The sequence below is a fragment of the Streptomyces atratus genome (genome assembly GCF_040655115.1).
Lineage (GTDB): Bacteria > Actinomycetota > Actinomycetes > Streptomycetales > Streptomycetaceae > Streptomyces > Streptomyces atratus_D.
Genome location: NZ_JBFAJH010000006.1, coordinates 154,456 through 174,388 on the forward strand (window position 1 = coordinate 154,456; position 19,933 = coordinate 174,388).

A 19,933-nucleotide genomic window follows, 5' to 3' on the forward strand; every position below is an offset into this window, starting at 1 on the left:
CCTATCTACAGTAGGTGCATGGCAAGCAAGGAAACACGCCGGATCTCGGATCTGGAGACCCTGAAGGCATTCGGGCACCCCCTGCGGATGAAGCTGTACCGGCTGCTCTACATCTCCCGACAGGCCACCGCCTCCCAGCTCGCCGAGCAGGTCGACGAGGCGGTCTCGCTGGTCAGCTACCACCTGCGCAAGCTCGCCGACCACGGTCTGATCGAGGAGGCCGAGCAGCACAGCAAGGACGGGCGGGAGCGCTGGTGGCAGCCCGCCTCGAAGGGTTTGAGCTTCCGCGACGAGGACTTCAGCGACGCGCCCGAGAAGGTCGCCACGCACACCGCCGTCGGTCGGCTCTCGTTCGAGCAGCGCAACGAGCTGTACCTCCGCTACCTCGACTCGGCCCAGAGCTGGTCGCCGGAGTGGCGCAGCGCCTCCTCCGGCTCCGAGTACCTGGCACGGCTCACCGCCGAGGAGCTCGCCGCGCTCAGCCGCGAGGTGCACGAGCTGATCGACCGGTACGAAGAGCTCGGACGTGCCCGCGACGAGGCGGGCGACACGGAGGGGCGCGAGAACGTCGCCATGCACCTGTACGCATTCCCGTTCCGAACCTGAGCCGGCGCCCCGGGAGGACAGCCTCATGACCGTCACCGCCACAGTCACGGAAGCTCCCGAACGCCCCGCCCACCGCGACGGAAACGTTCTGCGCTGGCTCGGCGCCTACATGGCGTCGATGATCGGCGACAGCGTCTACTTCATGGCACTCGCCTGGGCCGCCGCCCGCACCGGCAGCGCCACCCAGACCGGACTCGTCCTCGCCGTCAGCTCCATACCCAGGGCCCTGCTGATGCTCGGTGGGGGAGTGCTCGCCGACCGGATCGGACCGCGCCGCGTCGTCATCGGCAGCGACGCCGCCCGCTGCCTGGTCGTGCTGGGCCTGGCGGGTGCGCTGCTGGTCACCTCACCCGCCGTGTGGATGCTGATCGCCGTCGCGCTCGTCTTCGGCGCGGTCGACGCCCTCTTCCTGCCCGCCGTGGGCGCCCTGCCGCCCCGGATCACCGCCGCCGGACAGCTGGCCCGCGTCCAAGGGCTGCGCGGACTCGCCTCGCGCGGCGCCACTGTCGTCGGAGCACCGCTCGGTGGTGTCGCGGTGGCCGTCGGCGGTCCGAGGCTCGCGTTCGCCGCGGCCGGGGTGCTCTTCGCCGTATCGCTGCCGCTGCTCCTGTCCCTGCGGATCAGCCCATTGCCCACCCGGGAATCCGCCGAACCGTCCGGCACCGCCTGGCACGACCTGGTCGACGGGCTGCGCCACATCCGACGTCACCCGGTGCTCGGACCGCTGATGCTCGCCGTCGCCCTCAGCGAACTGGGCTTCGCCGGGCCGACCAATCTCGGACTGATCCTGCTCGTCCGCGAGCGCGGCTGGGGCGCTTCCGGCATGGGCTGGGTCGTCGCCGCGTTCGGGATCGGCGCGGGTGCGTCGGCCCTGTTGCTCGCCGTACGCGGCCGGGTGCCACGGGCCGGGCTGGTGATGTGCCTGACCGTGCTCGTGGGCGCGGTGTCCATCGCGGCCCTGGCCTACGCCCCCTCGGTGGGTTTCGCCGTTGCCGTCGCCGTCTGCGTCGGGCTCTTCGGGGGCCTCGGGGGCGCGCTGTGCGGCGCCCTGACCCAGACCGCTGCCGACCCCGCCTACCTCGGCCGGGTCACCTCGGTCTCGACGCTCTTCACGCACGCGATCGCCCCGCTCAGCTACCCGGTCACGGGAGCCTCCATCGGCGTATGGGGGACGGGCCCGGTGTTCGTCGCCGGCGCCGCGGTGTGCGCGGCGGGGGCGGTGGCCGCTCTGGCCTTCACCCGGCTGCGCCGCGCGGAACTTCCGGACTGACCCGGACCCGTACGCCCTACATCCCCAGCTCCGCCGTCCGCAGCCGGGCCACCGCCTCCTTGTCGCCGTCTACCTCCACCCGGGCCGCGTCCTGCCGCCCGGACGCGAACAGAAGCAGTTCGCCGGGTTCGCCGGTGACCGTCACCACCGGAGTGCCCTTGTGCGCCACCGCCGTCTGCCCGTCCGGGCGGCGCAGCACAAGACCCACCGGCGCCTTGCGCCCCATCAGCCGCGCCGCCTTCTCCATGCGCGACCAGAGCACATCGGCGAAGACCGGGTCCAGCTCCCGCTGCGACCAGTCGGGCTGCGCCCGGCGCACGTCCTCCGTGTGGATGTAGAACTCCACCGTGTTGGCCGCCTCGTCCACCTGCTTCAGGCCGAACGGCGACATCCGGGGCGGCCCCGTACGGATCAGCTGGATGAGTTCCTCGTACGGCTTCTCGGTGAACTCGGCCTGCACCCGTTCGAGCCGGTTCTTCAGCGGGCTCAGCAGTATCCCGGCCGCCGCGTCCGGTCGGCGCTCGCGCACCACGACGTGGGCCGCCAGGTCCCGGGCCGTCCAGCCTTGGCACAGAGTGGCGGCTTCGGGGCCGGCCGCCTCCAACAGGTCGGCAAGCAGAAGTCGTTCGCGCTTCGCATGGGTCGACATGCCCGCCAGCGTACGACCGTGTCCCGCAGTCCGCCCAGTGGACGCCTCACGGAACCGCCCTCGCGACCACGGCACAATGGGGCCCATGACCAGCACGCCCGCGCCCAGCACCCCACCCGCCAGCAGCCTGGACCCCGCCATCGCCGCCCGCCTCAAGCGCGGCGCCGACGGACTGGTCCCGGCCATCGCCCAGCAGTACGACACCGGCGAGGTGCTGATGCTCGGCTGGATGGACGACGAGGCCCTGCACCGCACCCTGACCACCGGCCGCTGCACCTACTGGTCGCGCAGCCGCCAGGAGTACTGGGTCAAGGGCGACACCTCCGGCCACATCCAGGTGGTCAAGTCCGTCGCCCTCGACTGCGACGCGGACACCGTCCTCGTCAAGGTCGACCAGACGGGGGCCGCCTGTCACACCGGCGACCGGACCTGCTTCGACGCCGACGTACTCCCCCTCGGACAGTAGGGTCAGCCGCCATGGATCTCGAGACCTTCCGCAGGCTGGCCGCCGACCGGCGTGTCATCCCCGTCAGCCGCCGGCTCCTGGCGGACAGCGACACCCCGGTCGCGCTCTACCGCAAGCTCGCGGGCGAGCGCACCGGCACGTTCCTCCTCGAATCCGCGGAGAACGGCCGCACCTGGTCCCGCTACTCCTTCATCGGCGTCCGCAGCGCCGCCACCCTCACCGTCCGCGACGGGCAGGCGCACTGGCTCGGCATTCCGCCCGTCGGCGTCCCCGTCGACGGGGACCCGCTGGACGCCCTGCGCGCCACCGTCGAGGCCCTGCACACCCCGCGCGACCTGCACTCCGGCATGCCGCCGTTCACCGGTGGCATGGTCGGCTACCTCGGTTACGACATCGTGCGCCGACTGGAGCGGATCGGCGAGCACGGAGGCGACGACCTGCGGCTCCCCGAGCTGACGATGCTCCTCACCTCGGACCTCGCCGTCCTCGACCACTGGGACGGCAGCGTTCTGCTGATCGCCAACGCGATCAACCACAACGACCTGGAGACCGGGGTCGACGAGGCGTACGCCGACGCCGTCGCCCGTCTCGACGCCATGGAGGCGGACCTCTCACGCCCGGTCGAGAGCGCCCCCGCGGCCCTTCCGCCGTCCGAACTCCCGCCGTACACCGCACTCTGGGGCGGCCAGGCCTTCCAGGGCGCCGTCGTTGACGTGAAGGAGCGCATCAGGGCCGGCGAGGCGTTCCAGGTCGTCCCGTCCCAGCGATTCGAAACCCCGTGCACGGCAAGCGCGTTGGACGTCTACCGGGTGTTGCGCGCGACCAACCCGTCGCCGTACATGTACCTCTTCCGGTTCGACGGCTTCGACGTCGCGGGCTCCAGCCCCGAAGCCCTCGTCAAGGTCGAGGACGGGCACGCGATGGTCCACCCGATCGCCGGGACCCGGCCCCGCGGCGCCACCCCGCAGGAGGACCAGGCCCTCGCCGACGAGCTCCTCGCCGATCCGAAGGAACGCGCCGAGCACCTGATGCTCGTCGACCTCGGCCGCAACGACCTGGGACGGGTCTGCGTGCCCGGCAGCGTCGAGGTCGTCGACTTCATGTCGATCGAGCGGTACTCGCACGTGATGCACATCGTCTCCACGGTCACCGGCCGCGTCGCCGAAGGCCGTACCGCCTTCGACGTCCTGACCGCATGCTTCCCGGCCGGGACTCTCTCCGGCGCCCCCAAGCCGCGGGCCATGCAGATCATCGAGGAGCTCGAACCCACCCGCCGAGGACTGTACGGCGGCTGCGTCGGCTACCTCGACTTCGCCGGGGACTCCGACACCGCGATCGCGATCCGTACGGCGCTGCTGCGCGACGGCACCGCGTACGTCCAGGCCGGAGCGGGAATCGTCGCCGACTCGGACCCGGTCGCCGAGGACACCGAATGCCGCAACAAGGCCGCCGCGGTCCTGCGCGCCGTGCATACGGCCAACCGCCTCCACGAACGGTGAAGCCCGAGCGGCACATGGGGGGCGGCGTCGCGTGCCCTGGTGCGCACATCTGTGGCGTTGTCGTCGGTCACCAACGCTCCGCGTTGCCTCCCTCCTCCGCCTCGCAGCTGAACGCACCGGACTCCGCTCCTTCACCCACCCCCCATGTGCCGCTCGGGCTGAACCCGTAAGGGATAGTGGGGTACGTGAGTGCTGTCCCCGTACCCCAGCCCCGCGCCCGAGCCGCCACCGCGCCCGACGCCACGGGAAGCCGCCGCAGTCTGGCCGCCGGCCTGCTCCTCGGGGCGGTCGGCGCCGCCGTCGTCCTCCTCGCCTCCGGCCAGACCTGGGCCGAGGGCAAGGCCGCCGTCGGTGGCGGCTCCCTGCCACTGACCGCCGACGGCCAGGACGTCACCGGGCTCCCGGCGGCTCTCGCCCTCGTCGGTCTGGCCGCCCTCGTAGCCGTCTTCGCCGTCCGCAACGCCGGCCGACTGCTCGTCGCCGGGCTGCTCGCCCTCTGCGGCCTCGGTGCCGGACTGAGCGCCTACCTCGGCGCCTCCGACAGCGCGGCCCTCGACGAGAAGGCGGCGCAGACCACCGGCAACACCTCCGCCACCATCGACGCCCTCAGCCACACCGCCTGGCCGTACGTCACCGCCGCCGGCGGACTGCTGATCCTCGTCGCCGGGCTGCTCGCCCTGCGGTACGGGAAGCTCTGGCCGACCATGTCGGGGCGGTACGAACGCGACGGCACCCCGCGTCCCCGCAAGGCCCCCCGAACCGCCCCCGACCCGGACCGGCCCGAGGACCTGTGGAAGGCCCTGGACCGCGGCGAGGACCCGACGCACTGAGAGACATCCCGGCGCGACCTGGGCGTGACCGGGGGGACACGCCCCGAGTACGACCCCCAGCTCACGTCGCACCCGTCCGTACGGGACAATGGCGGAGAGCTTTCTGCACAGCGGCAGCACAGCGCCACCAGCTTTGCGTACAGCGATACAGCGATACCCACAGCGCAACACCAACGAGGAGCAACTCATGGCGGGCAGCAGCCACGGACACACCCCGGCCGCCTGGACCGGTGTCATCATCTCGTTCATCGGCTTCTGCGTCGCAGGCGTCTTCATGGTCGCGGCCAACCCGCTCGGCTTCTGGGCCGGTATCGCGGTCATCCTCATCGGCGGAATCGTCGGTCTCGCGATGAAGGCCGCCGGTCTCGGCATGCCGAAGGAGTCGGCCGAGATGGCCGCCGCCCGGGCGCGAGCCGGGCAGGCCCAGACGTCCGCCTGACCCCGGTCGGCACCATCGTGAAAGGCGCGGCCCGGCCGGGGCTGCGCCTTTCCGCGTGAGCGGGGACAATCACCGGGTGGACGCCTCGCCTTCTCCCGCAGCCGCACCGGGCCCGCCCGGCCGACAGCCCACGCCGGTCTTCCTCCCGGTGCCCGGTCAACCCGCGCCGGCCTTCCCGCCGGCGCCCGTGCCCGCATCCCCCTTCCGGCGGCTCGCCACCCCGGTGGCGGTCATGGCGGCCGTCATCGCGGCGTTCGGCTACGTCGGCGCCGTCGACCCCAACCAGCCCGGCCACTACCCGGTCTGCCCGATGCTGCAGGTCACCGGCCTGTTCTGCCCCGGCTGCGGTGGTCTGCGCAGTGCCCACGCCGTCGCCCACGGCGATATCGCAGCCGCCTTCGGCTCCAATGCCCTCGCCGTCGTCGGCTACGCGATCTTCGCCGCCGTCTGGGTGGTCTGGATGGTTCGCGCGAGCAGGGGCATGCCCGTACGAATCAACCTCGCACCGGCCTACTGGTGGGGGATCGGCGCCGTGCTGCTGATTTTCACCGTTGTCCGGAACCTGCCGTTCGGATCAGCGCTGGCGCCGTGAATGCCCAGCTCGTGGAACATTCGGCGGCCGGATGCGGGCCCTCGGCCTTCCTGCGGATACCATCGAGATGACTGATCCTGTTCCCTCATCACCGTCCCGGAAGGGGGCCGCTCGCGTGAGTGTGCTCGACGAGATCATCGACGGCGTCCGCGCCGACCTCGCAGAGCGGCAGGCGCGTGTCAGCCTCGACGAGCTCAAGGAACGCGCGGCGCGAGCTCCGGCGGCCAAGGACGGAGTCGCCGCCCTGCGCGGTGAGGGCGTGACCGTCATCTGCGAGGTCAAGCGCTCCAGCCCCTCCAAGGGGGCCCTGGCCGCGATCGCCGACCCGGCCGCGCTCGCCGCGGACTACGAGGCCGGTGGCGCGTCCGTCATCTCCGTCCTCACGGAGGAGCGCCGCTTCGGCGGTTCGCTCGCCGACCTGGAAGCCGTCCGCGCCAAGGTCGACATCCCGATCCTGCGCAAGGACTTCATCGTCACCTCCTACCAGCTCTGGGAGGCCCGTGCCTACGGCGCCGACCTCGCCCTGCTGATCGTCGCCGCCCTCGACCAGGAGGCTCTCGTCTCCCTGATCGAGCGCGCCGAGTCCATCGGCCTCACGCCGCTGGTCGAGGCGCACGACGAGGAGGAGGCGGAGCGCGCCGTCGACGCCGGAGCGAAGATCATCGGCGTCAACGCGCGCAACCTGAAGGACCTCAAGGTCGACCGCTCCACCTTCGAGCGAGTCGCCCCCGAGATCCCGGCGGGCATCGTCAAGGTCGCCGAGTCCGGCGTCCGCGGCCCGCACGACCTCATCGCCTACGCCAACGCCGGCGCGGACGCCGTACTCGTCGGCGAGTCCCTGGTCACCGGCCGTGACCCGCGGGCCGCCGTCGCCGACCTGGTCGCCGCGGGGGCCCACCCGGCCCTGCGGCACGGACGGAGCTGATCCGCCCCATGTCCGCCGACCGTCCCGTGGCCCGCACCCGGCCGCGCCTGCGCCTGGCCATGGTGACGGCTGCCCGGGACCCGCACGCGCCGCTGGCACGCGGCTGTCGCCCCCGTGGCTGCCGCGCCCCCGCGCGCCGCGTGCACGGACGGCGGGTGCGGTACGTGATCGGCGACGAGCCCGGCCAGGTCAACGGCATGCGATGGCGCACGGGGATCGCGCTGTAGCGAGCCCCGGCCGACGTACCCGCATCACCACCCCTCTCGTACGTACGACCGAACCGTCCGACCGCCCCCGGTCGCGGCGGAGCTCCGTTGACGGCGCATACGGTGAACCCACCCGTTGCCATGACGAGGAGCACGTCGGATGTCATCTGACTTCTTCATTCCGGACCCCGAGGGTCTGATCCCCAGCGCCGAGGGCTACTTCGGCGCGTTCGGCGGCAAGTTCATCCCGGAGGCGCTCGTCGCCGCCGTGGACGAGGTCGCCGTCGAGTACGACAAGGCCAAGGCCGACCCGGCCTTCGCCGCCGAGCTCAATGAGCTCATGGTGAATTACACCGGCCGGCCCAGTGCGCTGACCGAGGTCCCACGCTTTGCCGAGCACGCGGGCGGCGCCCGGATCTTCCTCAAGCGCGAGGACCTGAACCACACCGGCTCGCACAAGATCAACAATGTGCTGGGCCAGGCGCTGCTCACCAAGCGCATGGGCAAGACCCGGGTCATCGCCGAGACCGGCGCCGGTCAGCACGGCGTCGCCACCGCGACCGCCTGCGCCCTCTTCGGCCTCGAATGCACCATCTACATGGGTGAGATCGACACCGAGCGGCAGGCGCTGAACGTGGCGCGGATGCGGATGCTCGGCGCCGAGGTCGTCGCCGTGAAGTCCGGCTCCCGCACGCTCAAGGACGCCATCAACGAGGCGTTCCGCGACTGGGTCGCCAATGTGGACCGCACCCACTACCTCTTCGGTACGGTCGCCGGCCCGCATCCCTTCCCGGTGATGGTCCGCGACTTCCACCGTGTCATCGGCGTCGAGGCCCGCCGGCAGATCCTGGAGCGGACCGGCCGGCTGCCGGACGCCGCGATCGCCTGTGTCGGCGGCGGCTCCAACGCCATCGGCCTGTTCCATGCCTTCATCCCGGACGCGCACGTCCGGCTGATCGGCTGCGAGCCCGCAGGACACGGCGTGGAGACGGGCGAACACGCGGCGACCCTGACCGCGGGCGAGCCCGGCATCCTGCACGGCTCGCGCAGTTACGTCCTCCAGGACGACGAGGGCCAGATCACCGAGCCGTATTCCATCTCGGCCGGTCTGGACTACCCGGGCATCGGCCCGGAGCACGCGTACCTCAAGGACATCGGCCGCGGCGAGTACCGCGCGGTCACCGACGACGACGCCATGCAGGCGCTGCTGCTGCTCTCCCGCAGCGAAGGGATCATCCCGGCCATCGAGAGCGCCCACGCGCTGGCCGGAGCCCTGGAGGTCGGCAAGGAGCTCGGCAAGGACGGACTGCTCGTGGTCAATCTGTCCGGCCGCGGCGACAAGGACATGGACACGGCGGCCCGCTACTTCGGGCTGTACGACGCGGACACGACCGTCGAGGCGGACGCGGGGAACAGCGACGCCGAGATCGAGGGGGACGCCAAGTGAGTGGCAACATCGAGCTGTTGAGCGCCGCCCTCGCCGCCGCCAAGGCGGAGGGCCGTGCCGCGCTCATCGCCTACCTGCCGGCAGGGTTCCCGACCGTCGACGGCGGCATCGAGGCCGTCAAGGCGGTCGTCGCCGGTGGCGCCGATGTCGTCGAGGTGGGCCTGCCGCACAGCGACCCCGTGCTCGACGGACCGGTCATCCAGACCGCCGACGACATCGCATTGCGTGGTGGCGTGAAGATCGCCGACGTGATGCGTACGGTCCGCGAGGCGTACGAGGCGACCGGCGCCCCGATCCTCGTGATGACGTACTGGAACCCCATCGACCGGTACGGCATCGAGCGGTTCACCGCCGAGCTCGCCGAGGCGGGCGGCGCCGGGTGCATCCTGCCCGACCTGCCGGTCCAGGAGTCCTCGATGTGGCGCGAGCACGCCGAGAAGCACGGTCTCGCGACCGTCTTCGTCGTCGCGCCGAGCAGCAAGGACGAGCGCCTCGCCACCATCACCGCGGCCGGCTCCGGCTTCGTCTACGCGGCCTCGCTGATGGGGGTCACCGGCACCCGCGAATCGGTCGGCGAGCAGGCCCAGGACCTGGTCCGGCGCACCCGCGCCACGACCGAGCTCCCGGTCTGCGTCGGTCTCGGCGTCTCCAACGCCCGGCAGGCCGCCGAGGTCGCCGTCTTCGCGGACGGCGTGATCGTCGGCTCCGCCTTCGTCAAGCGGATCCTGGACGCCGCCGACGAGGCGTCCGGTCTCGCCGCAGTCCGCTCATTGGCGGGCGAATTGGCCGAAGGCGTTCGAAAGCGCTGACATCGGGTGTCATCCATACGGGTGGACCTGGGGCCGGGGAGGCACGCACGTGCCTCCCCGGTTCGTTGCTGCGGGTGTGAGCGAGAAGAACGAAGAGGGAAAAAGGGCCGCGCGCGACCGGCTCGTCCAGCAGCGCGAGCAGGAGAAGGCGCGCGAGCGCCGTCGGCGCACGCTGATCGTCTCGGCCGCCGTGGTGGGAGTGCTGGGGCTGGCCGCCGTCATCGGCGTGATTGCCGCGAATTCGGGGGGCAAGGGCAACAAGGCGAGCGGGTCGGGGCCCGCCGTCGCACCGTCGGGAGCGACCGGCAAGGACAGCCTGATCATCCAGGTGGGTGCGGACGACGCCCCGTCCACGCTCACGGTCTGGGAGGACTTCCGCTGCCCGGTCTGTGCCCAGTTCGAGAATGCGCTCCGGGACACGATCCACGAGCTCGAAAACACCGGACAGATCAAGGTCCAGTACCACCTGGCCACGCTCATCGACGGCAACCTCGGTGGCACCGGATCGCTGGACGCGGCCAATGCGGCCGCCTGCGCACAGGACGTCGGGAAGTTCTCCGCGTACCACGACGTCCTCTACCGCAGTCAGCCGCCGGAGACCGACGACGCCTTCGGCAAGAGCAGCAAGCTGATCGAGCTGGCGGGCAAGGTCGAGGGTCTCGACACGCCGGCCTTCCGCGGTTGCGTGGAGGACGGCACGCACAACACCTGGGTCCAGAAGTCCAACACCGCGTTCCAGAACGGTGGATTCACGGGCACGCCGACCGCGCTCCTCAACGGCGAATCGATCTTCCCGAAGAAGGGGAACGAACCGATCAGCGTGGCGAACCTGAAGAAGTGGGTCGCCGAGGCGAACAAGGGCAAGCAGCCGGCGAAGGTCACCCCGTCGCCGTCCGCTTCCTGAGGAACCCCGCGGACGTGGGCTCCGGGTCGGCCGGTGTGGGGAATCGATGACCGGCTCGTTACCCAGAAGTTGTCGGGCGGGTTGCCGCACCTCCCGCCCGGCAGGGTAGCGTCGACCCTGTCATGGACCTTGCCTACATTCCCAGCCCGTCGACCGGCGTGATCAATCTCGGCCCGATCCCGCTTCGCGGCTACGCGTTCTGCATCATCATCGGTGTGTTTGTCGCCGTCTGGTTCGGCAACAAGCGCTGGATCGCCCGGGGCGGCAGAGCCGGCACGGTGGCCGACATCGCCGTCTGGGCCGTGCCCTTCGGTCTCGTCGGCGGTCGGCTCTACCACGTCATCACCGACTACCAGCTGTACTTCAGTGACGGTGAGAACTGGGTCGACGCCTTCAAGATCTGGCAGGGAGGCCTCGGTATCTGGGGCGCGATCGCGCTCGGCGCGGTCGGCGCCTGGATCGGCTGCCGCCGTCGAGGGATCCCGCTGCCCGCCTGGGCCGACGCGCTCGCCCCCGGCATCGCCATCGCCCAGGCGTTCGGCCGCTGGGGCAACTGGTTCAACCAGGAGCTGTACGGCAAGCCGACGGATCTGCCGTGGGCACTGAAGATCAGCGAAGGTCCCAACCGGGTCGCCGGCACGTACCACCCGACGTTCCTGTACGAGTCGCTGTGGTGCGTGGGCGTCGCCCTGCTGGTGATCTGGGCCGACCGCCGCTTCAAGCTCGGACACGGGCGGGCGTTCGCGCTGTACGTCGCGGCGTACTGCACGGGTCGCGCCTGGATCGAGTACATGCGGGTCGACGAGGCGCACCACATCCTGGGCCTGCGCCTGAATGTGTGGACCGCGCTCATCATGTTCGTGCTGGCGGTGACGTACATCGTGATCTCGGCGAAGGTACGGCCGGGGCGCGAGGAGGTCGTCGAGCCGGGAGCGGCCGAGGAGGCCGAGAGCGCCGAGGACGCGGCGCCGGGCGCGGATGCCGCCGGTGAAGCGGACCGTGCCGGCGACGCGGAGGCGCCTCATGCGGAGGCGCCCGACGCGGAGGCGCCCGACGCGGAGGCGCCCGACGCGGATGTGCCCGACGCGGAGGCGCCCGACGCGGATGTGCCGGAGAAGAACGGCACCGCGGAGGCAGCGAAGAACGCCTGACGCCACCCATCTGTACGAAGGGCCCCGAACCAAAAAGACAAAAAGGTTCGGGGCCCTTCGCTGTTTCCTCACCGGGGTCTCCGCGCCCGGACCCCGCTCCTCAAGCGCCGGAGGGGCCGGATCTTCCGACGTCACCCCACCCGTTCCGCCAGCGCCAGCGTCCGGCGGGCCGAGGCCACCACCGCCGCGTCCACGAAGCGGCCGTCCGGCAGTGCCAGCGCACCCGCGTCCGTCAGCGCCGCCGCCACGATCTCCTGCGCCGCCTCGATCTCCTCCGCAGTCGGCCGGAACGCCCGTTCGATGACCGGTAGCTGCCGGGGGTGGATCGCCGCCCGGCCGACGAACCCCAGCGTCCTCCCGTGCACGCAGGACTGCCACAGCCCGTCCAGGTCCAGGACGTCCGGGAACACCGACTGGGTCGGCGGGGCGAGCCCCGCCGCGCGGGCGGCGACCACCACCCGGCTGCGCGACCAGTCCAGGCCCGTGTCCTCCCGCACGCCCAGATCGGCCCGGAGATCCACCTCGCCGATGGCGATGGAGCGGACCTGGGGGTGGGATGCCGCGATCGTGTACGCGTGCTCGATGCCGAGCGCCGACTCCAGCAGCGGACAGAGTGCGACGCCGGGGGCCAGAGCCGCGATGTGATGGACGGTCGCGGCATGCGTGATCTTCGGCAGCCGCAGTCCGGCGAGGCCGGGCAGCCCGGCCAGGGCCAGGATGTCGGTTTCGCTGTGGACCCGGACATGCACCGGCACACCGTCCGTGCCGGCGCCCCATTCGGCGAGGAGCTCGGCGGTGGCTGACCGCGCGTACGCCTTGCGGTCCGGCGCAACCGCGTCCTCCAGGTCGACGATCACCACGTCCGCGCCCGAATCGCGCGCCTTGCGCACCACGTCCGGCCGGTCCCCGGGGACATACAGCCAGGTCAGAGGGACCGCTGCCGCCGCCGTCACAGCACGCTCCCCGCCCGCAGCGCGGCGATCTCCGGATCCGTCAGACCGAGCCCGGTGAGGATCTCGTCGGTGTCCGCGCCGTGCGGCCGGCCTGCCCAGCGGATCGCACCCGGGGTCCCGGACAGCCGGAAGAGGACGTTCTGCATACGCAGCGGGCCCAGCTCCGGGTCGGGGACCTCGGTGATGGAGTCCAGGGCCCGGTACTGCGGGTCCTCCATCACGTCCCGGATGTCATGGATCGGCGCGATGGCGGCCTCTGCCTTCTCGAACGCGGAGATCGTGTCGTCACGGGTGTGCCGGGCGATCCAGTTGCCGACCGCCTCGTCGAGCTCGTCGCAGTGGTCGGCGCGGGTGGCGCCGGACGCGAACCACGGCTCGTCGACCAGTTCCGCACGGTCGACCAGACGCATCACCCGTTCGGCGATCGACTGGGCGGACGTGGACACGGCGACCCACTGACCGTCGGACGTGCGGTACGTATTGCGTGGCGCGTTGTTGCGCGAGCGGTTGCCAGTGCGTTCCTGGACGTATCCGAGCTGGTCGTACCAGAGCGGCTGCGGGCCCAGCACGGTCAGGATCGGCTCGATGATCGCCATGTCGACGACCTGCCCCTCCCCGGTGCGGTCCCGCCCGGCCAGCGCCGCCATCACGGCGTACGCGCTGGCGAGCGCCGCGATCGAGTCGGCGAGTCCGAAGGGCGGCAGGGTCGGCGGCCCGTCCGGCTCCCCGGTGATCGCGGCGAACCCGCTCATCGCCTCGGCGAGTGTGCCGAAACCGGGGCGGTGCGCGTACGGGCCGAACTGGCCGAAGCCGGTGACCCGGGTCAGCACCAGCCGCGGGTTGACGGCGTGCAGCTCCTCCCAGCCCATGCCCCACCGCTCCAGTGTCCCCGGCCGGAAGTTCTCGATGATCACGTCGGTGGACGCGGCCAGCCGCAGCAGGACGTCGCGCCCGCCGGGAGCGGAGAGGTCGAGGGTCAGATTGCGTTTGTTGCGGCCGAGCAGCTTCCACCACAGACCGATGCCGTCCTTCGCCGGGCCGTGCCCGCGCGACGGATCGGGCCTGCGTGGATGCTCGACCTTGATCACCTCGGCGCCGAAGTCGCCGAGCATGGTGGCCGCGAGGGGGCCCGCGAAGAGCGTGGCGAGGTCGAGGACCCGCAGACCGGTGAGGGGGGCTTCCCCGGGCGCGGTCATGCGGCGTCGATCTCGCTGCGGTACGGCATGGAGGTCGAGGCGCCAGGCTTCTGCACACAGAGTGCGGCGGCCGACGACGCCCAGGCCAGCGCCTCCGGAACGGAACGCCCCTCGCCGAGCGCCACGGCGAGCGTGCCGACGAAGGTGTCCCCGGCGCCGGTGGTGTCCACGGCGGTGACCTCGGGGGCGGGGAAGTGGACCTTCTCGGTGTCCCGGGACGCGTACAGGCAGCCCTTCGCGCCGAGCGTGATGACGACCTCGGGAACCTGCCGGAGCAGGATCTCCGCCGCCGCGTGGGGTTCAAAGTGCCCGGAGAGCGCGGCGGCCTCGTGCTCATTGGGAATCAACAGGTCGATGGCGTCGAGGAGTTGGTCCGGCAGGGGTTGCACGGGGGAGGGGGTGAGAATTGTCCGTACACCCTGAGCACGGGCGACTCGCGCCCCTTCCAGCACCGTGGACAGGGGCAGTTCCAGTTGCAGGAGCAGCAGGTCGGCGCCCGCGATGGCGGCCATTTCGCCGGGGCCGAGGGAGGTGACGGTGCCGTTGGCGCCGGGGATCACCACGATCGCGTTGCCGCCCGCGTCGTCGACGACGATGTGCGCGGTGCCGCTGGGGCCCTCGGCGGTGTGCAGCAGATCGGTGTCCACGCCCGCGTGTTCCAGTCCTGCCCGCAGTTGCGCCCCGTACGCGTCGTCACCGACCGCGCCGATCATCATCACGTCGCCGCCCGCGCGGGCGGCGGCGACGGCCTGGTTCGCGCCCTTGCCGCCGGGGACGGTGCGGAACTCCCGTCCGGTGACGGTCTCTCCGAGCTGCGGAGCCCGTGCGACGTATGCGACAAGGTCCATATTGGTGCTGCCGAGCACCGCGATGCCGGTCATGGGCGGCGTGCCTCCTCGTGGATGAGCCGGTAGGTCATTTCGGCGAGTGCGTCGAAGCCGATGGAGTCGAATCCTGGAACGGATGTGGCAAGCCGGTTCCCCAGCGGGGTGGTCCACCGGTCGGGCAGCGCCCCGGGCCGGCCGGCCAGCAGGCCGGTCAGCGAACCGGCGGTCGCACCGTTCGAGTCGGTGTCCCAACCACCCGCCACCGCACGGCAGATGGAGCCGGAGAAGTCGCCGTCGGCATGGGTGAGGGCGGCGGCGAGCAGCGCGGCGTTGGGCAGTACATGGACCCAGTGGTACGTGCCGAACTCGGCGTGCAGCCGGTCGACGACCTCGTCGAAGTCCTCCTCGCCGCGGGCCGCGTCGATACCGGTGCGGACCGCGTGCGCGAACCGCGAGCGGGGCGGCACGACGTGCAGACCGGCCGCCAGACAGCCGTGCACATCGGCGTCGCCGCCGCCCGCCTCGGCGAGCGCCGCGGCGGTGAACATCGCCCCGTACACACCGTTGCCGGTGTGCGTGAGGATCGCGTCCCGGTATGCCTGTTCGGCGGCGGCCGCCGGGTCGCCGGGGTGGGTCCAGCCGTGCACGTCGGCGCGGATCCGGGCGCCGATCCATTCCCGGAACGGGTTGCGGTGCCGGGCGGTGTCCGGCGGTTCGATGCCGTCGAGCAGATTGCGGTAGGCGACCCGCTCGGCGGTGAAGGTACGGCCCGCGGGGAGTTCGTCGAGCCAGAGCCGGGCGAGATCGGCGGTACGGAAGGACGGCCCGTACCGCTGGATCAGCAGCACGGTCAGGAGCGGGAAGTTGAGGTCGTCGTCCTCCGGCATCCCGTCGATGTTCTCGGCGAGCGAGGTGGGTGCGGAACGGCGGTTCCAGGGGTGGGCGGCAGCCAGTTCGGCGGACAGGCCCTTCGCGGTGAACCACGTGGTGAGCGGCCAGTTACCGGTGGCCCGGGCCAGCGCACGGATCCCCGCGAGGGGCAGCTTCTCGACAGGTTTGCCGAGCAGGCAGCCGGCCGCGCGCCCCAGCCACGCCGCCTCCAGCGGGGCCGTACCGGCCGGTGGAGGGTCCGTGCGGGGCACCGGCCAGTTCGGGCAGGCGGCCCGGATCGCGGCCAGATCCGTCGGCTCGTCGACATTCAACGGCGAGGTGAGCCCGTCGAGTTCGTCGAGCAGGCGTTCGGCGAGCGCGCGCAGGGCGGGTGGCGCGGGTTGCTTCGACGCGCCCGCGCGTTCCGGGGCGGGTGCGCCGCCCGCCGCGTACCACCGGCGTTCGATGTGCCGCGCGTCCCGGCCGTCCTCGGCCGCCTGGCGCAGCTCGTGCCCGATCAGGTCCTCGGGCTGCACCCAGGTGACCCGCACGGTCATGGCGTGCCCGCCAGCGTCGCGAACGCCGCCTCGTGCGCACGCCGCCGTGCGGTGTCCCGTACGAACACCTCGCGGGCGACGTCCGTCAGCGTCCGCGCCGGTGCGTGCAGATCGAGGCGGCTGGCCTCCGCGACCGTTTGCACCCAGGCGGCGGGGATCGCCGCTTCGCCGTGCAGCGCGCCCGCGAGCGCGCCGCTCATCGTGGCGATGGAGTCGCAGTCGCGACCGTAGTTCACCGATCCGAGTACCGCGTGCCGGTAGTCGCCGTCCGCGACGAGCAGCATCCCGAGGGCGATCGGGAGCTCCTCGACGGCGTGCAGCCGGGACGGTCGGCGGGCGCCGAGGGACGGGGCGCGGTAGTCGGGTCCGACGGTGTCGAAGGGGGCCACCGCGGCACGCAGCGGTTCCCGCGCCGTCTCGACGTCCTGGTGCCGGACGGCCACGTCGCACACAGCCTCGATGGCGCCCCGGGTTCCGTCCTTGGCGAGCGACAGGCAGGTGTCGACGACGGTGGCGGGCGTCGCGTCCGGGACGCAGGCGGCGGCGACGGCCGCCGCGAAGACCCCGGCCGCCTCTCTCCCGTACGACGACTGATGGGCGCCCGCGACGTCCAGCGCCTCGGCGTACGCGGCCTGCGGATGCGCGGCGTTGACCAGGCCGACCGGCGCCATGTACATCGCCGCCCCGCAGTTCACGATGTTCCCGGAGCCCGCCTCGCGCGGATCGACATGGCCGTAGTGGAGCCGGGCGACGATCCACTTCTCGGCGAGGAAGATCCGTTGCAGTGGCAGTGCCTCGGCCTGCAGTTCCGGAATCCAGCGAGGGTTCGCGATCAGCTCCGGTACGAGGTGGTCGGCCACGGAGTACGCGTCGAGGTGGTCCCGTACGGCGCCGTACACCCGTACCAGCGCATGGGTCATCAAGGTGTCGTCGGTGACGTGCCCGTCGCCCTTGTAGTACGGGGCGATGGGGCGGGCGGTGCGCCAGTGGTCGCCGTCCCACGGCCCGACGATGCCGGTGACCCGGCCGCCGTGGCGTTCGACGATCTGCTCGGCGGACCGGCCCTCGACCGGGCCGCCGAGCGCGTCGCCGACGGCGGCGCCGACGAGGGCGCCGGTGATCCGTTCATCGAGGGTGAGCGCGATGGGTGGTTTGCCCTCTGTGGGCGTCATGAGCTTCATGGGCGTCATGCCGGAATTGTCCACCCGGAGGGGTTGGTTCCGTGTCTGTCAGCAGCCCGGCGAGTTCCATCAGATCCGTGCCCGCGAGCCGGGGCAGCGCACACCCGGCGAGGGTGCGGCAGGCCTCGCGCCAGCCGTCCGGGACGGTGGCGATACCGCCGAGCGCGCCGGTCAGCGCACCGGCCAGGGCGGGCGCCGAGTCCGCGACCCGCGACAGGCAGGCCGCCGCCGGAATGGCCTGGGCGATCTCGCCGCGGGCGGCGGTGGCGAGGGCGAGCGCGACCGGCACGGTCTCGGCGGCGGCGATCCCGTAGCTGTACACATGATCGACGATCTGATGCTCCAGCACCGGCACGAGCGCGAAAGCACCCGCCGCCTCGCCGACGAAGTCCCGGGCGATCCGGACGGCGTGGGCGGCGTTGCGGGCGATCTCGGTACCGTCGGGGAGCTGGGCGAGTGCGGCGTTCACCGCGGTGTCGACATCGGCCCCGCCCAGCGCCTCGGCGATCGCGGAGGCCATCGCACGGGCACCGTGCACGCCGTCGCCGTCCTGGGTGTATCGGGCATCGAACTCGGCGAGTTCGGCGGCAGATCCGGGCTCGCCCGGGTGGACGACCGCCAGCACGGCGGCCCGAACACAGGCCGCGTCGTCGAAGTAGTGCGGATTGTCGTGGCCGGTGGCGGGCGGCCGCAGTCCGGCGGCGAGATTGCCGAGCCCGGCCCGGACCGAGATCCGGGCGCGCAGGGGGAGGACCGCCGACTCGACCTCCGGCGCCTGCGCGGCAGCCGCGGCGACCTCGGCGGCCAGCGCGTTCCAGGAGAGGTCGATGGCGGCCTGCATCCGGCGCTCCGGGGGGAGGCGGTGCAGTGACCCCACCTGGGAGGCGAGCACGGTTCCGGCGGCGAACGCGGCCCATTCGGCATCGTCCGACGGCCCGAGCCGCAGCGGCTCGGGCGGCTGGTTGAGGGCGATCGGCACGGGCAGGGTGGTGGTGGCGTTCTGCTCGGCGAAGGTGTCGAGCTCCCGGGTGAGACGCCGGGTCCACTCCGGCATCCGGGCCGCCCGGTGGCGCGCGGCGGGCCACCCCGCGGCGTCCCCCGAGGCGAGCCCGAGGAGCAGTCCCTCGATCCGGGCGCGGCGCCCCGGCACGGGCGGGGTGCGGAGGGAGACGGGGTCGCCGGCGCGGCGCGTGCCGCGTGCGGTGGTCATGACGCCACCACTGTCTGTTCGTCCGCGCCGCCGACTGCCCCGGCCGGCTCGCCGGCCTCGTCCATCCGGTCCGTCAAGTCCGCCTCGTCCGGTGTGAGCAGCTCCGCGATGTCCAGGACGTGGTAGCCCCGCATCGACGGCAGACAGCTGCCCCGGACCGGTCCGATCGCCTCGCCCCAGTTCCGCGGGATCGCGGACACCCCGTGCAACGCCCCGGCCAGTGCCCCCGCCACGGCCGCCGTCGTGTCCGCGTCGCGGCCCATGTTGACCGCGGTCAGTACCGCCGTACGGAAATCGCCGCGCGCCGCCGCGAAAGCGCCGAACGCCAGGCCGACTGCCTCCGGTGCCAGGTCCGTCCATGGATAGCCGCCGACCACCACCGCCGAGCGCACGGCCCGCTCCATGGTGAGGCGATCGGGATACGTGCGCTGGGCGGCCGCCACCGCGCGGCGCAGCGAACGCGCCGTCCAGGAGTCCATCGGTACGACGGACAGCGCGGCCGCGATCACGGACGCGACCCCCGCACCGACCATCGCCGCGGCCACTCCGGCCGCCACCGCCTGGCCGCCGTAGATGCCCTCCCCGTCGTGGCTGACCCGGCCGTCCACCGCGACCAGGCGCGCGGCCTCCGCGGGCCGGCCCGCCGCGAAGACGCCGAACGGCGCCGCCCGCATCGCGAGTCCGTCGCTCCAGGCGTGTCGGTGCTGGGCGGAGATCGGAGCGGCGAGACCCCGGCGCAGGTTCTCCAGCGTGCCGCGCTCGCTGAACCCGGCGCCGCGGAACGGTCCCTCGTCCAGGTCGGCGATCCACAGGTGCCAGGCCCGCTCGACATGGGTGACGGTCAGCGCCGAACCGTGCCGGGCGAGCAGCAGCCCGGAGAAGATCGCGTACTCGGTGTCGTCGGTGCCTGCCGGGTCGTCGCTGACGAAGCCCTCGATCCGGCCCCAGCGGCGGCGGATCTCGGACGGCCGCAGGTTCTCCGCCGGCGCGCCCAGGGCGTCACCCACGGCGAGACCCAGCAGCGCGCCGCGGGCCCGGTCGGCCCGGTCGAGGCGCTCGGCGTGGTGGGTGTGGTCCGCATGGGCTGCACGGCCCGTGCCGGGCGCGTCCGCGTCGTACCGCACGGCGTCCGCCGCACCACCCGGACCACCCGCACCGCCCGCGTCTGTTCCGCCCGCGCCCGTACGGCCCGTCCGCCGCTCTGCCGGATTACCCGCAATCGACTCCATCGCGTCGACCCTTCGCTCGTACCGAGCCAGTTCTCGTACCTGTCCGATCTGTGCCACGCGGGGACTCGACAAAGGCCGATTATCGTGACAAAAGGGCCAGTCGGATGACGGGAACCC

General features: G+C 72.2%; 21 protein-coding genes. 13 read left to right on the top strand and 8 right to left on the bottom strand.

Translation table 11 applies throughout. From position 1 onward, the window contains the following. Positions 1 to 18: 18 nt before the first annotated feature. Both AB0I23_RS10295 and AB0I23_RS10300 read left to right on the top strand, forming a co-directional pair. Positions 19 to 606, top strand: coding sequence for an ArsR/SmtB family transcription factor (locus tag AB0I23_RS10295; protein WP_359108672.1), 588 nt, complete (start codon positions 19 to 21; stop codon positions 604 to 606). Positions 607 to 631: 25 nt separating this feature from the next. Next, complete coding sequence (locus AB0I23_RS10300; protein WP_359108673.1) at positions 632 to 1,876, top strand: MFS transporter; 1,245 nt, start codon at positions 632 to 634, stop codon at positions 1,874 to 1,876. 16 nt (positions 1,877 to 1,892) lie between these two features. On the opposite strand, the gene AB0I23_RS10305 is transcribed toward AB0I23_RS10300, so the two are convergent. Next, positions 1,893 to 2,525, bottom strand: coding sequence for a TIGR03085 family metal-binding protein (locus AB0I23_RS10305; protein ID WP_359108675.1), 633 nt, complete (start codon positions 2,523 to 2,525; stop codon positions 1,893 to 1,895). 85 nt (positions 2,526 to 2,610) lie between these two features. Here AB0I23_RS10305 and hisI point away from each other — a divergent pair, with 85 nt between their 5' ends. The 11 genes from hisI to lgt all read left to right on the top strand — a co-directional run bounded on the left by hisI (position 2,611) and on the right by lgt (position 11,793). Beyond that, positions 2,611 to 2,991, top strand: coding sequence for a phosphoribosyl-AMP cyclohydrolase (gene hisI, locus AB0I23_RS10310; RefSeq protein WP_356325457.1), 381 nt, complete (start codon positions 2,611 to 2,613; stop codon positions 2,989 to 2,991). An 11-nt stretch (positions 2,992 to 3,002) separates the two neighbouring features. Then, complete coding sequence (locus tag AB0I23_RS10315) at positions 3,003 to 4,490, top strand: anthranilate synthase component I (protein WP_359108677.1); 1,488 nt, start codon at positions 3,003 to 3,005, stop codon at positions 4,488 to 4,490. Between the two features lie 176 nt (positions 4,491 to 4,666). Then, positions 4,667 to 5,320, top strand: a complete 654-nt coding sequence (locus tag AB0I23_RS10320; RefSeq protein WP_359108679.1) for a TIGR02234 family membrane protein — start codon at positions 4,667 to 4,669, stop codon at positions 5,318 to 5,320. Positions 5,321 to 5,507: 187 nt separating this feature from the next. Continuing rightward, a complete protein-coding gene (locus AB0I23_RS10325) occupies positions 5,508 to 5,759 on the top strand; it encodes an HGxxPAAW family protein (protein WP_359108680.1) in 252 nt (83 codons plus the stop codon). Between the two features lie 76 nt (positions 5,760 to 5,835). After that, on the top strand, positions 5,836 to 6,351 hold the full coding sequence (locus AB0I23_RS10330; RefSeq protein WP_436846915.1) for a DUF2752 domain-containing protein: 516 nt from the start codon (positions 5,836 to 5,838) through the stop codon (positions 6,349 to 6,351). Between the two features lie 115 nt (positions 6,352 to 6,466). Next, positions 6,467 to 7,276 (top strand): indole-3-glycerol phosphate synthase TrpC, encoded by an 810-nt coding sequence (gene trpC / locus AB0I23_RS10335; protein ID WP_359108682.1) that lies wholly within the window; start codon positions 6,467 to 6,469, stop codon positions 7,274 to 7,276. Between the two features lie 59 nt (positions 7,277 to 7,335). Continuing rightward, on the top strand, positions 7,336 to 7,503 hold the full coding sequence (gene trpM, locus AB0I23_RS10340) for a tryptophan biosynthesis modulator TrpM (protein WP_208857629.1): 168 nt from the start codon (positions 7,336 to 7,338) through the stop codon (positions 7,501 to 7,503). 139 nt (positions 7,504 to 7,642) lie between these two features. Next, positions 7,643 to 8,929: a tryptophan synthase subunit beta gene (gene trpB, locus AB0I23_RS10345; RefSeq protein ID WP_359108684.1), complete on the top strand. Its 1,287-nt coding sequence runs from the start codon at positions 7,643 to 7,645 to the stop codon at positions 8,927 to 8,929. Next, positions 8,926 to 9,738: a tryptophan synthase subunit alpha gene (gene trpA / locus AB0I23_RS10350; RefSeq protein WP_359108686.1), complete on the top strand. Its 813-nt coding sequence runs from the start codon at positions 8,926 to 8,928 to the stop codon at positions 9,736 to 9,738. Before trpB ends, trpA begins: the two co-directional genes overlap by 4 nt. A gap of 76 nt (positions 9,739 to 9,814) precedes the next feature. Next, positions 9,815 to 10,642 carry a thioredoxin domain-containing protein gene (locus AB0I23_RS10355; RefSeq protein WP_359108688.1) on the top strand — a complete coding sequence of 276 codons (828 nt, stop codon included), beginning with the start codon at positions 9,815 to 9,817 and terminating at the stop codon, positions 10,640 to 10,642. Between the two features lie 122 nt (positions 10,643 to 10,764). Further along, positions 10,765 to 11,793 (top strand): prolipoprotein diacylglyceryl transferase, encoded by a 1,029-nt coding sequence (gene lgt / locus AB0I23_RS10360; protein ID WP_359108690.1) that lies wholly within the window; start codon positions 10,765 to 10,767, stop codon positions 11,791 to 11,793. 131 nt (positions 11,794 to 11,924) lie between these two features. Here lgt and AB0I23_RS10365 read toward each other — a convergent pair whose 3' ends face one another. The 7 genes from AB0I23_RS10365 to AB0I23_RS10395 are packed head-to-tail and all read right to left on the bottom strand — an operon-like array spanning position 11,925 to position 19,816. Next, positions 11,925 to 12,746 (bottom strand): HpcH/HpaI aldolase/citrate lyase family protein, encoded by an 822-nt coding sequence (locus AB0I23_RS10365; protein ID WP_359108692.1) that lies wholly within the window; start codon positions 12,744 to 12,746, stop codon positions 11,925 to 11,927. Then, the gene (locus tag AB0I23_RS10370; protein WP_359108694.1) at positions 12,743 to 13,942 is read right to left on the bottom strand and encodes a CaiB/BaiF CoA transferase family protein; all 1,200 of its coding nucleotides are present in this window, start codon (positions 13,940 to 13,942) and stop codon (positions 12,743 to 12,745) included. The genes AB0I23_RS10365 and AB0I23_RS10370 overlap by 4 nt, the downstream gene beginning before the upstream one ends. Next, complete coding sequence (rbsK, locus tag AB0I23_RS10375; RefSeq protein ID WP_359108696.1) at positions 13,939 to 14,823, bottom strand: ribokinase; 885 nt, start codon at positions 14,821 to 14,823, stop codon at positions 13,939 to 13,941. Before rbsK ends, AB0I23_RS10370 begins: the two co-directional genes overlap by 4 nt. Beyond that, positions 14,820 to 16,196, bottom strand: coding sequence for an ADP-ribosylglycohydrolase family protein (locus AB0I23_RS10380; protein WP_359108698.1), 1,377 nt, complete (start codon positions 16,194 to 16,196; stop codon positions 14,820 to 14,822). Before AB0I23_RS10380 ends, rbsK begins: the two co-directional genes overlap by 4 nt. Further along, complete coding sequence (locus AB0I23_RS10385; protein ID WP_359108700.1) at positions 16,193 to 17,386, bottom strand: ADP-ribosylglycohydrolase family protein; 1,194 nt, start codon at positions 17,384 to 17,386, stop codon at positions 16,193 to 16,195. Before AB0I23_RS10385 ends, AB0I23_RS10380 begins: the two co-directional genes overlap by 4 nt. Next, a complete protein-coding gene (locus tag AB0I23_RS10390) occupies positions 17,322 to 18,587 on the bottom strand; it encodes an ADP-ribosylglycohydrolase family protein (RefSeq protein WP_359108702.1) in 1,266 nt (421 codons plus the stop codon). The genes AB0I23_RS10385 and AB0I23_RS10390 overlap by 65 nt, the downstream gene beginning before the upstream one ends. Further along, entirely contained in the window at positions 18,584 to 19,816 is a 1,233-nt protein-coding gene (locus AB0I23_RS10395; protein ID WP_436846916.1) for an ADP-ribosylglycohydrolase family protein, read from the bottom strand. Before AB0I23_RS10395 ends, AB0I23_RS10390 begins: the two co-directional genes overlap by 4 nt. Positions 19,817 to 19,933 lie beyond the last annotated feature (117 nt).

Coding starts and splice junctions, on each gene's coding strand:
- AB0I23_RS10295 (WP_359108672.1), top strand. CDS start 19: ATGGCAAGCAAGGAAACACGCCGGATCTCGGATCTGGAGACCCTGAAG.
- AB0I23_RS10300 (WP_359108673.1), top strand. CDS start 632: ATGACCGTCACCGCCACAGTCACGGAAGCTCCCGAACGCCCCGCCCAC.
- AB0I23_RS10305 (WP_359108675.1), bottom strand. CDS start 2,525: ATGTCGACCCATGCGAAGCGCGAACGACTTCTGCTTGCCGACCTGTTG.
- hisI (WP_356325457.1), top strand. CDS start 2,611: ATGACCAGCACGCCCGCGCCCAGCACCCCACCCGCCAGCAGCCTGGAC.
- AB0I23_RS10315 (WP_359108677.1), top strand. CDS start 3,003: ATGGATCTCGAGACCTTCCGCAGGCTGGCCGCCGACCGGCGTGTCATC.
- AB0I23_RS10325 (WP_359108680.1), top strand. CDS start 5,508: ATGGCGGGCAGCAGCCACGGACACACCCCGGCCGCCTGGACCGGTGTC.
- trpM (WP_208857629.1), top strand. CDS start 7,336: ATGGTGACGGCTGCCCGGGACCCGCACGCGCCGCTGGCACGCGGCTGT.
- trpB (WP_359108684.1), top strand. CDS start 7,643: ATGTCATCTGACTTCTTCATTCCGGACCCCGAGGGTCTGATCCCCAGC.
- lgt (WP_359108690.1), top strand. CDS start 10,765: ATGGACCTTGCCTACATTCCCAGCCCGTCGACCGGCGTGATCAATCTC.
- AB0I23_RS10370 (WP_359108694.1), bottom strand. CDS start 13,942: ATGACCGCGCCCGGGGAAGCCCCCCTCACCGGTCTGCGGGTCCTCGAC.
- rbsK (WP_359108696.1), bottom strand. CDS start 14,823: ATGACCGGCATCGCGGTGCTCGGCAGCACCAATATGGACCTTGTCGCA.
- AB0I23_RS10380 (WP_359108698.1), bottom strand. CDS start 16,196: ATGACCGTGCGGGTCACCTGGGTGCAGCCCGAGGACCTGATCGGGCAC.
- AB0I23_RS10385 (WP_359108700.1), bottom strand. CDS start 17,386: ATGACGCCCATGAAGCTCATGACGCCCACAGAGGGCAAACCACCCATC.
- AB0I23_RS10390 (WP_359108702.1), bottom strand. CDS start 18,587: ATGACCACCGCACGCGGCACGCGCCGCGCCGGCGACCCCGTCTCCCTC.
- AB0I23_RS10395 (WP_436846916.1), bottom strand. CDS start 19,816: ATGGAGTCGATTGCGGGTAATCCGGCAGAGCGGCGGACGGGCCGTACG.